We start from the raw sequence: 13,043 nt of genomic DNA on the forward strand, positions 1-13,043 counted from the left end.
GCAACACGATACGACAAACTAAAGAGAAATTATGAAAGTATGGTTGCCATGGCATGCGGGTATCTGTGGCTACCTGTGTGAAATGTCAACAGACCGTAGGTTTTTCACTGCTGGACATGAAAAACTATCTGGAAAGACGTGGCTACCAGTCCGACGGATTCAAAATAAATCTAGATCAATTAATAACCGCTAACAGTCCCGCTATTACTATTATCAATACAGAAGGTTATTTACATTTCGTGATTATTAAGGGTGTCACTGCACAAAATGTCCTAGTAGGTGACCCCGCAAAAGGCGTCAGTATCATACCGCGCGACAAATTTGAAAAAATATGGGAAAACGGAATTCTGTTTTTAATCCATGCTGATAAAGGTAGTGGAAGTGGTAATTTTCAAAGCGAAAGTGAGTGGAATGCTCGACTGGCACCGCTGAGTAATGGAATCGATCGCAGCAGTTTAGCTGAATACCATATTTTGATGCGTGGTCAAGTACCAGGTGCTTTTGATTTTTAATTACATGAGATTATTAAAATGAACATCAATCAATTAAGCATTCAGCGAAAAATATTGAAGGTTCTATCCTTATCAGCCATGCTTGTGAGCTCAAGTTTTGCCTCTCCAGCATTGGCAGATGAAGCATTAAACAAGCCAGTTTCCAATGACCTCTATGCTAATTGGATTCGAGCAACCGACGATGAGTTAGCACAATTAAGAGGTGGATTTACCCTCCCAAATGGAATGATCATAAATTTTAGCTTGGAAAGAATGATTCTCTCAAATGATGCACAATTATTTTCTTCCTTTTTTCAGTTTCCTGAAAATGCTGTTTTGTTACAGCATGGTGACCATAACCTCGCTCCAGACTCAATAGGTTCAACTTTGGGTACTGTGATTCAGAATAGTTTAGATGACCAGGCAATCAAGACTATCAATCAAATTAACATCGAAATAGGTAATTTGCAGAATTTGCAATTAAACCATAATCACACAGGTATCGATTTTATTTTGCCTAATTTACGCTAACAGCATCCCGCTATTATGTTTCAGCTGGATACGAAATTCTGTCTAATAAAGAAAAGCTCTTTTTGTACCTGCAAATAATTGGCTTATTTATTTTTTAAATGCCATTACATTTTCTATTCAATCTATTTTGCATATTAATAATTTATATCTTCTTAAGATGAGCAATGTAAAAATTTTGTAGCTAGCTTTGATTAAACCCCGTCAAGTACTCATTACTAAAGGGAGGAAGCTTTTGATAACAAACGACTATCCCAGATATTTATCATACATCTGCTTTATTTGCTTAATTTTCATCATTTTAAAAATGAAAAAAGAAACAAATAAAGCTAGAAAAAAGTATAGCTATCAAAATTTACGTTTACTTGGAAAAGCCAAACCCTTTATTTTGATCTTTAGTCTTTTTTTCGTAAATGGAAGTTTTGCTGAAACAAACCAGAATCCGGTCTTATTACAGCAATATAAACAGCTTCTTGCTGAGCAGGAAAAAAAGTATGAAAGACAACGCCAATTACTTGACGAGCAGGGCAAGGAACTAGAGCGTTTAAGAAAACAGCTGGATACGCTTTCTGCACAACCCTCAAGCACATCGGCTGAACCAAGTCCACCACCCAGTTCACCTCCACAAAAGACTGCAGCAACCGAAGAAAAACCTGTATCACCGAACCCATCACCCTCTGGACCTGTTGGTCAAGCACCGCCCAAATCAGAAGAGCACAGACCTCCCGAAATGCCCAGGCTGAGTGAAACAGTAGGCGGGGTTTTAACCAGAAAAGGAAATATTGTTGTTGAACCTGCCCTGGCATATTCTTTTTCTGATAACAATCGCGTCTTTCTGGATGCGTTTACTTTTATACCGGCAATTGCAGTGGGGCTTATCGATATTCGTGACATTACTCGGCATAGTCTTTTTGCTAGCCTTGGAGTCCGCTATGGGGCAACTAATCGTCTGGAATTTGAAGCCAGAATTCCTTATGTGTATCGAGCTGATATCCAGCGCTCCCGCCCTGTAAGTATTGGTTCTGCTATCAATGAAACGTTTGACGCTACCGGAAATAATATCGGTGATGTTGAGCTTACAGCCCGTTATCAGCTTACTGATGGTGCTGGTGGTTGGCCCATTCTGGTTGCTAATATGGTATCAACGATGCCTACAGGAACAAGTCCCTTTAAAATCGATTTAGTACAATCACAAGAAGTGCCTGGTGCCGCATTCCCTACAGAAGTCCCAACGGGAGCAGGTTTTTTTAGTTTCCAGCCAAGTATTACTGCGCTTTACCCAACCGATCCCGCAGTATTCTTCGGCAATATCCAATACACCTATACCACGAATGCAAGCGGAAATGGTAATAAAGTCGATCCGGGCGATGCAGTAGGGATCACTTTTGGCATGGCATTTAACATTAATGAACGATCATCCTTTAACTTAGGCTACTCTCATCGACATTTCTTTAATACTCGGGTTAATCATCATAAAATCGGAGGTAGTGCGCTGGACATTGGGCAATTGCTACTAGGTTACGCATTTAGATATACCCAAAAAACTAACTTCAATTTATCCGTGGGGATAGGTGCGACAGATAATGCTCAAGATGTAAGCCTTACTTTCCGAGTACCGATAACTTTTTAATTTCGGCATGAGTAGCAGTTCCTGAGTATATCTCAGTTTTTTAATTTTCTTTTCCAGAATATGGAAAAATCGGTGATATCGCTTAGTTAACCCCGAATCTCGCTCATGAGATTCCTGGGAAGGATAGAAACTGGCTTCCTGCAAAATTGACCAATCTGCCGGTCTATCGGCTGCAAGCCAGGCAATACCGCGTGCGGTCGCTTCTACCGATACCGGTCGATGAACCGTAAAACCGGATAAATTAGCCAGTTTCTGACATTAGTGCATTCGATTGCGCGACAAAGTGTCACTTGCGATGCTATTTCCATCAAGATCGACTAACTGTAGCTCTGGACCTTCCTGTCACCAGGGTGATCCCAATCCACTGATACTGTTCAAAAACAACGGTGGATCATGAATCACTATTAATCCCTGTTCAAGCTGAGAGTACAAATCAGTAATGTGCCAATTTGCACGAGCCCAATCCAACGCGCTGCCTGCATTGTTGACAGTTCCCTCCAGCGTATAACCGGTTTGTTCAGCAGCGCTATCGGCTATTCCACTCAGCAATCTGGGATGACGATATAACATTTGGCCGGTTGGTTGCAGGATAAACGCACCGGTTCCGATATTGATCAATATTCTGCTTTCTGCAAATGCAGTGGTAGCAAAAAGTGCTGCGGTTTGATCGCCGTTAACTGCCATCAAAGGAATAGAGTAGCCGGTCAAGTGGCCATATTCATGACAGATAGGGCAACACAGGGGCAGAATCGATTGTGGAATACCAAACAATTGCATCAACCAGGGATCCCAGTTGCAATCCGCAAGATTCCATAACCCCAATATTGCACGAAGGGAAGTGGCAATTCCATGATAATTCTTTATAATTCAGTTATCTACGCTGAATAAAGAAAAGGAATTGCCAGTGACAAAGTGTACCCAGGAATCATTTAATTTTCCAGATGTAAGGAAGCGTACTGTTGAAGTAAATTTCCAGGGTGGAGATATTACTTCAGATGGTGGTGTCATGTTATTACGCCAGGTAGATAAATGCATTGGGCTGAGCAAGACTGTTGCTCAGGCACTGGAAGATATTCGTCGGCAGGCAAGTTGCAAGCATGATAGTTTGGCTCTATTGCGCCAACGGGTTTATGCATTGGCGTGTGGCTATGAAGACCTCAATGATCATCAGCAATTACGCCATGATTTGGCGATTCAATCAGCTGTTGAACGCGAAGAAGTATTGGCGAGCAGTTCCACCTTGTGTCGCTGGGAGAATCAGGCGAGCCGACAAACGGCCTGGCATATTCATCAAGTGATAATCGACCGATTTATGGCTTCATTCGAACAGCCACCCAAAGAACTAATTCCGGATTTTGATCCCACCGATGATGCGGTCCATGGCAAACAGGAAGGCCGCTTCTTTCATGGGTACTATGATCATTACTGCTTTTTGCCGCTGTATGTATTTTGTCAAGATCAACTGCTGGTAAGCTACCTGCGGCCAAGCAATATCGATGGGGCAAAACATGCCTGGGCTATTCTGTCATTGCTGGTAAAACGGTTCAGGTAAAGCTGGCCTGAAGTTTGTATCATTCTTCGAGGTGACAGTGGTTTTTGCCGCCGCAGAATGCTGGCATGGTGTGAGCGACATGATGTGGGCTACATCGTGGGTATCGCCCAAAACAAGCGATTGAATGAGATCAGCGTGCAATAGCAGCGAGCGGCAGAGAAGCAGTATGCTGCATCAAATGAAAAAGTACGCTGGTTTGGCGAATTTCAATATGCTGCAAAGAGCTGGAAATGGACGCGGCGCATCATCGTTAAAATCGAACATACTGAGAAAGGCAGTAATCCACGATATGTGGTTACCAATCTGACAGGCAAACCGCAGTTCCTCTATGATAAGCTTTATTGCGCACGCGGTGAAATGGAAAACCGTATTAAGGAACAACAACTTGATCTGTTTGCAGACCGCACCAGTTGCCATCGGTGGTGGTCAAATCAATTTCGTTTGCTCCTGTCTTCCCTGGCTTACATTCTGCTGGAAACCATACGGCGCATTGCATTACATGGTACAGATCCGGCCCAGGCTTATGTGAGCACATTACGCCTCAAACTGATCAAAATCGGTGCCGTCGTCCTACGCAATACCCGCCGAATTCGCTTTTTACTTGCAAGTAGCTGTCCTTACCAAAAACTGTTCTTCCAAATCGCAGAAAGACTTGCTTCTGGATAACGCATTTCCAGGATTATGAACCGCCGTTTACCGCATAAAATAGCTATGCGGTGGATGCGCTACGCTCGTCAACAGAGAAAAACCTCTTTTCTGTCACAATTTCCACCAAAATACACAGAAAAACACATTCCATAACAACAAATTCTGAATAGAAATCCAATTTGCCCACTTGAAAAATGAATTTCTGGCAAATTCGCTCTTATTTTTGATGCTCGTGCAATATCCGGGATAACAGTGAGCGCGCAGCATTGGCATGATCAATGACAAAAGGAGCTTGTTCCAGCAGATGAAAGAGTAAAAAGCTTGCCAAAGGACCCAGCGCAAGACGAGATTGTTGCTCCGTTCTAATGACTGAAGGGAGTGTTTGTCTGAGCCATTACAATTTACTCACGCCATAATGTGGTGAAAGACGTAGCCCTGTACGTTGCACGATAGCTTGCTTGTGTGAACTAAATGAAGTTAGCCAAGCTACTGCACGGCGGTCTTGCCAACTGAGCATAGAACTTAAGGCCTGGCCGGTTTCTCGATCCCAGGCGACCACACCTGAACGCTGCATGGCAAGACCTGCTCGTTTGATCATGAGCGAATGTTTGCTAGCGTAACGCACAGACTCAGCGACAACCTGCCGGACAGAGCTTAAGATTTCATCGGGACTCTGCTCCACCTCCATCGGGTTACGCTGATATATCGCAATTTTCCGGGTAAATGTTGCGACTGCCTCCCCTTTCTCGTTAAATAACAGAGCACGTGTCATATGCGTACCCTGATCGATAGCCAAAGTATGAAAATTGGACATCACTTGGTATTCTCTTATGGAGATTCAAGCATCAATCTGGAAACATCCGCTTTGGGCGTGCGATCAGGTAATGTTGGCATAATGGTATGCAGCACTTTTTGTGCAGTTGCACGACACACTGTCAGCTTGCCACCATAGATGCTGACGAGACGTGGGCTCTGAGGCGAATCACACTGCAAATGAATTTCTCGGGAGCGACGAAAAGCAGCCCCTTGACTCGCGGGCAGCACGCGCAAACCAGAAAATTTTTCTCTGACGACCCTATTTCTTTCTGGAAAATAATGATGAAAGCAATCTAATAAATAAGTCTCTTCCGTAACTAATGGATATGATTCTTCCGGATCGCCATTAAATAGAGTTTCGGTCGTCCCTAGCAGGGTATGCTGATACCATGGCAGCACGAAGACTGCTCTTCGATCTGCAGGAGACTCCAGATAATAGCACCCCCTGTTTAGACAACCTTCCAGCACCAGATGGGTTCCTTGCACCAAATCAATTGGGTATTCCACTGGCAGAGGATCGATCCGATGCAGTACCTTGTTAACCCATGGACCGGCAGCATTCACCAGCACTGCTGCCCTGCAGTAATTTATTCTGTCTCCTTGCAGATAGTCAATTTCACACATTGATGAAGAGAGGGTGGCATGAATGAATTCAGCAGGACACAGCAATTCTGCCCCCAATGACTGCGCAGAATGCATCAGTGCCTGTGTCAGAAGCCGATCATCAGTCTGAGCATCCCAGTATTGAAAAACTTGCTTTAATCCCTCAGTTGTCAGGCCGTCCAGTTGTTCCCATTCCGATTTGGGAACAGAGCGAAAACGCGCTGAACTGCCCCCACCAGCCAGCAAGGCATACAGACTGAGGCCAGCACGTATTATCAGCGAGCTGCGAGATGTTTCCCGATAAACCGGAATATAAAATGGGCTCAATCTGACTAGGGAAGGCGCTAACCTCAGCCACTCAGATCGCTCCCGCAAGCTTTCATGGACGAGTGAAAAATGGCCATTTTCCAGGTAGCGTAGACCACCGTGAATCAATTTACTGGAACGGCTGGAAGTAGCGGCAGCCAGTGCGGTTTTTTCCAGCACCAGAACGGTGTAGCCACGTGCTGCGGCAGCCTGCGCCACAGCGGCACCCTGAATCCCGCCACCCACGATAACAATGTCATAGTGATTAAAGGCAGGCATTTCTTTTTAGGATCGGATGTTGTAACAATGTGCCAATGGTATCGGTTTCAATCAGAGGAATTCCCTCATCCGCATACTTGAGTACCGTGCGACTATCATTGACCGTATAGATAACCCATTGTCAAGAACCTTGCCATCGTCTCTCAGTTCTCTGTGGCAAACGTTTGGTGTTACAAAACAGAAATTCTGGTGTCAGTTGCTGGGCGATAGCCGCATGTTCTTGATCCGATTTAGGGATGACCCAGCCAATCCGCTCAGCGCCTTGCTTCCTTGCAAACGCTACTGCTTGTGAATCAAATGAAATCAAGACACATTGCTTGATGTATGGATAAATGACTTCAAGAATGACATCCATTGTTGTCGCCAAACCAAATCTAGCAAGGCTTTCCGATTTTATTTCGACAAATGCGGTTACCCTTGGCCGCTCCTGTAAGAGCTGACAGAAAGCGTTCAAATCAGACAATGGCTCTGTTTCTGGTGGGCTAGTAAGATTAAAACCCGGGTAAGGTACTGAAAGCGTATTAATGACTTCATCGTCAAGCTGAGTCAACCAGTGATCACTACCTGTCAAGCGTCTGAGATGATCATCATGGCATAAGTAAGGGGTTCGGCGAGCACTTAACTGGATATCGATCTCGACAAAACATGCTCCAGCCAGCATCGCAGCCTTAAGCCCAGCGAGACTATTCTCGGGATAGCGCGCAGGATAACCACGATGAGCGATGAGATAAGGAATATTTTGTTCAGTCATAGGCTAGGTTTTCCTGCAAATAATGTAGATCAGAGTCTACTCTGCATTTTAAATCATAGCGATCAATCAAGATTTGACTGCAAAAATAGATGATAAAATCCATAAAATAATATAGAAATTTATGAACTCGCTGGGAAAAATAATGCGTAAATTTGCTATCAGTTTCAATATGCTCCTTCCTGCCATATTGGCAGCTCTTCTTTTCATACCCTATACAATAAATTTTCTTGCACACGCTATGGTTGGAGAAAAACAGTTTCCTCCCATCATCATGATGAAATTACCCGTTGAAAGTACGGCTGTCGCGTTACCTGCAGAAGTAGTGCAATTCACGCCTTTTGATATTACGCTTCAACTGGATAGTGATGCGTTAGCAAAACGCATCAATGACATTGTAGCCAAGTCTCCCCATGGTGTTGCCATGCAGGGTATTAGCGGCAAGGTGCTTTCCAGCATGCAAGCAGAAATTGTCGGGAACGGGTTTCATATTGACAATCCAGGGCCACAAGTGCAGCTTTTTTCCGCTCGTGGCAAAACGCTCTGGTCCTGGAAAATCACCCCTTTATCACCGAATCGTCAAGCACTCACGCTCCGGCTTCATCTGAAAGCCATTGATAGCAGACAGGAAAGCCAACAAATTGTTGATCTCGCTGAGATACAATCCTTTGTACAAAAAAATCCGACTGAATGGATGAAACGATATGGGATCTGGTTTATAGCAGCAGGCTTGTTAGCAATAGGAATCTGGCGAAGAATGCGCCGATCTTAAAAAAATAGAAAATATATAATACGCAAGTAATACTGATCAGAATCATTACAACGCGATCTGGTCCAATTTATTTAATATATTTACATTCCCTGATAATATCCTAAAAACCGTAGTTGACCACTTAATTGGGGGACTAAGCGCATGATATATAGAGGCATCTCAGAGATTTTCTCATTCGCCAAAATGGTGAGGCCGCTACGAGGTGCATCGTATGTCGCTCCAGGCGCGAATGCGGCGTTGCTCTTCATTGCAGGGGGCAGCCCTGCGGCCTCATCGCGCCTTGCCTCGCACCTGGATCACCACACGCTCCACCCCGTTCAACTACGGTTTTTAGGATTATCAGTGTTACCATCAGTATCAAATAGGATACTTTTATGATATTCATCAAATGGGCGCTGTTCATTATTTTATTAATAGCCATTGCAATAGCACTGGCAGTGCTGGCAGGTCAGTTTGGTATGCTCAAAGGAACGGCGCCGACTGATCTAGGTGTCCATGATGGCAGGCTTAAACCGCCTGCCATGACGCCCAATAGTATATCCAGCCAGGCAGCACTTTATCCCGATCATCCACAACTTCTTTACGCCAGCATCGAACCTTTGCCGATTATCGACGATGCAACGACTACATTAGCCCGCATACGCAGTATTGTCAAAAGCATGGAAGGCGCAAAAATCATCAAAAGCAATGAGGATTACCTCTATGTCCAATTTACCACCAAAATCATGAGATTCGTGGATGATGCCGAATTCTGGTTTGATCCAGTTGACAATGTAATTCAAGTGCGCTCAGCTTCTCGCTTAGGGAAAAGTGATTTATCCGTGAATCGCAAACGAATTGAAGCAATACGCGCACAGCTTCAATCGTCCTAATAACGGCAAACGGTGGGTGAAATGGCTCGTCGAGTTAATCTGATTCGCTGGCTCCTGCTCGCGCTGCTTTTTCTGGTGCTAGGGTTGGCAGGCGCATTCTGGCTGCTATTACAAGGCAGCTTGCCAAAATATAATGGAGAAGCGCATATTTCTGGTCTTTCCGCACCAGTAGTAATCGAGCGGGATGCGTTGGGAAGTGTAACCGTACACGCGCAGGATCGTCTTGATCTCGCTAGAGCCCTCGGTTATGTTCACGCTCAAGAGCGTTTTTTTGAAATGGATCTTATGCGCCGTAGTGCCGCAGGAGAGCTGGCTGAGTTATTTGGTGCGGCAGCGCTGCCAGCCGATCGTAAAGCACGGGGACATCGTATGCGCGCCCGTGCCACAGCAATGTTGACCGAGCTACCTGAAAACCAGCGCCGCTTGATTGATGCTTATCGTGATGGCGTAAATGAAGGTTTGGCTGCACTGGCAGTGCGTCCTTTTCCCTATCTGCTGACACGCGCTCAACCGCACACCTGGCACAGTGAAGACACTTTACTAGTGGTCATATCGATGTATTTTACTTTGCAAGAATCAACGTTTCAGCGTGAGCTGCAACTTTCCACATTGCGTGCCGGTTTACCCGAAACTGTTTACCAATTTTTAACCGCAAGCGGGGGTGAATGGGATGCACCGCTGGTCGGTGCTCCTTTTAAGTGGCCACAACCTCCTTCCAGCGAAGAACTCGATTTGCGCAAACATGGTCCCGACCTGAAGCGCAATTTACAGCATCATAGGAATGATCAGCATGATGAAGCGCCAGGTAGCAACAGTTTCGCAGTAGCCGGTTCACTGGCTGGGAATGCTGCGCTGATAGCCAATGATATGCATCTCCCGTTACGGACGCCGAGCTTATGGTTCCGCACGCGCATCATTTATCCACATTCCCAACGACCCGATAGCTTCATTGATACCAGTGGCGTGAGTTTGCCCGGCACACCTGCGATTGTTGCAGGTTCCAATCGCCATATTGCCTGGAGTTTTACCAACAGCTACGGTGACACAGCTGACTGGGTACGGGTAATGATTGATCCAGCAGATCCATCACGTTATCGTAGTATCAAGGGCTGGAAACCAGTCACAGTCCACCGTGAAACACTGCATATACGTGGCGCACCAGACGAAACGATTGAGGTTCGCGAAACCGAATGGGGACCGATACTGGCAAGCGATTATGATGGCACACCGCTGGCGCTGGTCTGGGCTGCCTATCAGGTAGGTTCGGTCAATCTGGATCTGATCGAGCTCGAACAAGTGGAAACAGTAGACAAGGCTATTGTAGTTGCCCAGCATGCAGGTATTCCCGCACAAAATTTCATTGTTGGGGATCGCGATGGTAATATCGCGTGGACAATCGCGGGACGCATCCCATTACGTAAGGGGCATTACAATCCAAGCGAACCAGCGGACTGGAGTGAAGGAAATATCGGCTGGCATGGTTGGCTCGAAGCAGCAAAATATCCAGTGATCAGCAATCCACAGGAGCAGCGCCTGTGGAGTGGTAATGGACGAATGGTCGATGGCGTCATGTTCGAACATCTTGGTGATGGTGGCTATGAACTCGGCGCACGCGCCCAGCAGATCCGTGACAATTTGCAGAAAATTGAACATTTCACACCCATTGATTTTTTCTTGATTCAGTTAGATGACCGCGCCTTGTTTCTTTCTCGCTGGCGGCAATTGCTTGAACGAACATTAGATCAGGTGCCTTCCTCTACCTGGCGTACAGAAATGCAAAAAGCACTACATGATTGGGATGGTCATGCCTCTATCAACTCTGCCGCCTACCGTATAGTGCGTACGTTTCGTCAAGAAGTCATCGGTAACATTCTGGATAATTTTGCTGCTGAAGTACGACGTCATCATCCAGATTTCTTATTCCCACGACTAGCTCAGATCGAACATGCCGTTTGGATGTTAATTGAGCAACGCCCTCTGCATCTGTTATCACCGGAATACGCCAATTGGAATCAACTGCTTGAAGCTTGTGCACAACGTATTGCTGTCGAGATGCAGGCTCAACCAGGTGGGATCTCTGCGCGCACGTGGGGTGAACAGAACACTGCAAAGATCCAGCATCCATTAAGTCGTGTACTGCCAGGATTTATCGCTCAGTGGCTAGATATGCCCCATGATCCACTACCGGGTGATAGTTATATGCCACGCATCCAGTCACCCAATTTTGGTGCTTCACAGCGTTTTGTGGTTGCGCCGGGCGAGGAAGAGCAAGGCTATTTTTCGATGCCTGGAGGACAAAGCGGACACCCGCTCTCACCCTACTACGGCAGCGGTCATGCTGATTGGGTAGCTGGCAAGGCCACGGCGTTTTTGCCTGGACTGCCTGAACGCACACTCTCTTTACTACCACTCAAAATCAGCCAATAACTTTATTGTTCGTATTAATTATTAAGCCTGGAGGAGATCCCAATGAAAAAGATTTATGCGCTTGTATTGTGCCTGAGTGTAACTACAGTCATGGCTAAAGATATTGATGAACGTAAAATAATCTCACTCAACGAAATGCAGCGCAATCACATTCTGACCGAGATGCGTGCCTTGCTGCTTGGAACACAGCAGATACTCCAAGCGCTTTCGGAAGAGGATATGATGGCAGTCGCTCGCCACGCCCGTATGCTGGGCATGGACATGACGCATAAGGGAGAGAATCATTTACGTTCCGTGCTACCGAAGGATTTCATGCAGCTTGGCATGTCAGTACACCAAAGTTTTGATCAAATTGCAGCCGATGCAGAAACCTTGAAAAATCCCAAGCATACCCTGCTCCAGTTAAGCACTACCATGCAACACTGTGTCACCTGCCATGCTTCCTATCAGATCGGAACGACCCAGCTACCCGCCGAGGCTGAAGCCCACCCTGCTCATCATAAACATCATTGATAGAAATCGGGCGACATGGCTACTGTTTCTGACAAAAATACGCTGCCTGATAAAATCAACTTGCGTGAAGCATGGCTGTTCTGGTTTAAACTGGGCTGGATCAGTTTCGGCGGACCAGCAGGACAGATTGCCATCATGCACACGGAATTGGTTGAGCGGCGACACTGGATCAGTGAAAGGCGTTTTCTGCATGCGCTCAATTACTGCATGGTATTACCTGGTCCAGAAGCCCAGCAGCTCGCGACCTATATCGGTTGGCTCATGCATAGAACCTGGGGCGGCATCGTCGCGGGCGTATTGTTTGTTTTGCCGTCGCTCATCATCCTGATTGTCTTATCCTAGCTCTACCTTGCTTTTGGTCATATCTCCCTCGTGGCCGGACTGTTTTATGGTATCAAGCCTGCAGTAACCGCTATCGTTCTGCAAGCCGCCTATCGAATTGGATTGCGTACACTCAAGAATCCTGGATTATGGGCTATCGCTGTTGCTTCCTTTGTCGCCATAGCAATTTTCCAAGTACCATTCCCGGCGATTCTGCTGACTGCCGCGCTAATCGGCTATATCGGGGGATATAGCATAACCAGATAATTTTGATTATAATGCAAGGATGGCATATTCATTGGATTTTCGCCGTAAAGTGTTATCTGTTCGAGAGAAAGAAGGACTTACGATAGCCGAGGTGGCAGCGCGGTTTGATGTGGGTATAGCAAGCGTTGTTCGCTGGATCAAGCATGTTGATCGCAAACCTCAAGGGTTTCGCAAACGCAAGATTGATCTTGATGTATTGCGGCAGGATATTCTCGATTATCCCGATGCCTATCAGTACGAGCGAGCAAAACGTTTGGGCGTGGCGCAGAA

13 protein-coding genes and 3 pseudogenes are annotated in these 13,043 nt (G+C 45.9%); 12 read left to right on the forward strand and 4 right to left on the reverse strand.

Annotated elements, in window-relative coordinates:
• The 4 genes and pseudogenes from BLV54_RS15725 to BLV54_RS12875 form a co-directional block, all read left to right on the forward strand.
• Positions 1 to 81: pseudogene (locus BLV54_RS15725) on the forward strand (IS5/IS1182 family transposase); the annotation flags it as partial.
• Positions 54 to 512: a C39 family peptidase gene (locus tag BLV54_RS12865; RefSeq protein ID WP_090572050.1), complete on the forward strand. Its 459-nt coding sequence runs from the start codon at positions 54 to 56 to the stop codon at positions 510 to 512. The pseudogene BLV54_RS15725 and the gene BLV54_RS12865, both read left to right, overlap by 28 nt.
• 18 nt (positions 513 to 530) lie before the next feature.
• Positions 531 to 1,022, forward strand: a complete 492-nt coding sequence (locus tag BLV54_RS12870) for a hypothetical protein (RefSeq protein WP_090572051.1) — start codon at positions 531 to 533, stop codon at positions 1,020 to 1,022.
• 232 nt (positions 1,023 to 1,254) lie between these two features.
• Positions 1,255 to 2,649: a DUF3450 domain-containing protein gene (locus BLV54_RS12875; RefSeq protein ID WP_256329479.1), complete on the forward strand. Its 1,395-nt coding sequence runs from the start codon at positions 1,255 to 1,257 to the stop codon at positions 2,647 to 2,649.
• A 342-nt stretch (positions 2,650 to 2,991) separates the two neighbouring features.
• Here BLV54_RS12875 and BLV54_RS12880 read toward each other — a convergent pair whose 3' ends face one another.
• Positions 2,992 to 3,429: an FGGY-family carbohydrate kinase gene (locus tag BLV54_RS12880; RefSeq protein ID WP_143032519.1), complete on the reverse strand. Its 438-nt coding sequence runs from the start codon at positions 3,427 to 3,429 to the stop codon at positions 2,992 to 2,994.
• 124 nt (positions 3,430 to 3,553) lie between these two features.
• Between BLV54_RS12880 and BLV54_RS12885 the strand changes: the two are divergent.
• Positions 3,554 to 4,867: pseudogene (locus BLV54_RS12885) on the forward strand (IS1380 family transposase).
• 376 nt (positions 4,868 to 5,243) lie between these two features.
• Here the strand turns inward: BLV54_RS12885 and BLV54_RS12890 are convergent.
• The 3 genes from BLV54_RS12890 to BLV54_RS12900 all read right to left on the reverse strand — a co-directional run bounded on the left by BLV54_RS12890 (position 5,244) and on the right by BLV54_RS12900 (position 7,604).
• Positions 5,244 to 5,663, reverse strand: coding sequence for an FGGY family carbohydrate kinase (locus tag BLV54_RS12890; protein WP_090572053.1), 420 nt, complete (start codon positions 5,661 to 5,663; stop codon positions 5,244 to 5,246).
• A 14-nt stretch (positions 5,664 to 5,677) separates the two neighbouring features.
• Positions 5,678 to 6,853 carry a glycerol-3-phosphate dehydrogenase/oxidase gene (locus tag BLV54_RS12895; RefSeq protein WP_090572054.1) on the reverse strand — a complete coding sequence of 392 codons (1,176 nt, stop codon included), beginning with the start codon at positions 6,851 to 6,853 and terminating at the stop codon, positions 5,678 to 5,680.
• Positions 6,854 to 6,974: 121 nt separating this feature from the next.
• Positions 6,975 to 7,604: a glycerophosphodiester phosphodiesterase family protein gene (locus tag BLV54_RS12900; RefSeq protein WP_256329481.1), complete on the reverse strand. Its 630-nt coding sequence runs from the start codon at positions 7,602 to 7,604 to the stop codon at positions 6,975 to 6,977.
• A gap of 142 nt (positions 7,605 to 7,746) precedes the next feature.
• On the opposite strand from BLV54_RS12900, the gene BLV54_RS12905 reads away from it, so the two are divergent.
• From BLV54_RS12905 to BLV54_RS12930, 7 genes and pseudogenes are all read left to right on the forward strand, one after another.
• The gene (locus tag BLV54_RS12905; protein WP_090572055.1) at positions 7,747 to 8,373 is read left to right on the forward strand and encodes a hypothetical protein; all 627 of its coding nucleotides are present in this window, start codon (positions 7,747 to 7,749) and stop codon (positions 8,371 to 8,373) included.
• A 141-nt stretch (positions 8,374 to 8,514) separates the two neighbouring features.
• Complete coding sequence (locus tag BLV54_RS15730) at positions 8,515 to 8,751, forward strand: hypothetical protein (protein ID WP_143032520.1); 237 nt, start codon at positions 8,515 to 8,517, stop codon at positions 8,749 to 8,751.
• The gene (locus BLV54_RS12910; protein WP_090572056.1) at positions 8,748 to 9,245 is read left to right on the forward strand and encodes a DUF1499 domain-containing protein; all 498 of its coding nucleotides are present in this window, start codon (positions 8,748 to 8,750) and stop codon (positions 9,243 to 9,245) included. The genes BLV54_RS15730 and BLV54_RS12910 overlap by 4 nt, the downstream gene beginning before the upstream one ends.
• Before the next feature lie 21 nt (positions 9,246 to 9,266).
• On the forward strand, positions 9,267 to 11,672 hold the full coding sequence (locus tag BLV54_RS12915) for a penicillin acylase family protein (protein ID WP_090572057.1): 2,406 nt from the start codon (positions 9,267 to 9,269) through the stop codon (positions 11,670 to 11,672).
• 42 nt (positions 11,673 to 11,714) lie between these two features.
• Positions 11,715 to 12,185, forward strand: coding sequence for a hypothetical protein (locus tag BLV54_RS12920; RefSeq protein ID WP_090572058.1), 471 nt, complete (start codon positions 11,715 to 11,717; stop codon positions 12,183 to 12,185).
• A 15-nt stretch (positions 12,186 to 12,200) separates the two neighbouring features.
• Positions 12,201 to 12,755, forward strand: a pseudogene (locus BLV54_RS12925) (chromate transporter); the annotation flags it as partial.
• Between the two features lie 37 nt (positions 12,756 to 12,792).
• The coding region (locus BLV54_RS12930; protein ID WP_090569664.1) for an IS630 transposase-related protein at positions 12,793 to 13,043 on the forward strand (251 nt) is incomplete at its 3' end.

This window comes from Nitrosomonas sp. Nm33 (assembly GCF_900107265.1).
GTDB lineage: Bacteria > Pseudomonadota > Gammaproteobacteria > Burkholderiales > Nitrosomonadaceae > Nitrosomonas.